The 449-nt window shown below is 59.9% G+C and carries 1 protein-coding gene; it reads right to left on the bottom strand.

Annotated features, from left to right (window positions below; translation table 11 throughout):
- A partial coding sequence (locus LG367_RS18450; protein ID WP_226470750.1) for a hypothetical protein occupies window positions 1–449 on the bottom strand: 449 nt, incomplete at both ends.

The following is a 449-nucleotide window of genomic DNA, read 5'->3' on the forward strand; positions in this document are numbered from 1 at the left end:
ACCACCGGCCACGCGGGTATCGACGATGCGGCAGGGCGCCACCGGGGTAAATACCAGGTCATTTTCGGTGTTGCCGATCGCGGTCGGCCGCGCCAATGCCATGTTGGCGGCCGAACTGCCGCCGAACAGTGCACCGGACATCGCATCGAAGCTCTTGGCTTCGGCGGCGCGCTTCATGTTCATGAGATCGGCGCCGGCGAAAGTACCCATCATCTGCTCGGTCCATTCACCGGGAGACATGCCGAATTTCTTCTGGATCTGCGCCCCCCATTTGCTGGAAATCTGCGCGGCGTACTTCGCCCGCTGCGTATCCTCCGGAGACACTTTCTTGCCCGCGGCCAGCGCGGGACCTGTCATCAGACAAAGCAATGCCGCTACGAGGATTAGCCGTTTCATAATCTCCACCTGTGATGAGTTTGAGTTGGTGTGAGGGATGGTCTGAACAACTC

Source organism: Luteimonas panaciterrae, assembly GCF_020511115.1.
In the GTDB taxonomy this organism is placed as follows: Bacteria; Pseudomonadota; Gammaproteobacteria; order Xanthomonadales; family Xanthomonadaceae; genus Luteimonas; species Luteimonas panaciterrae.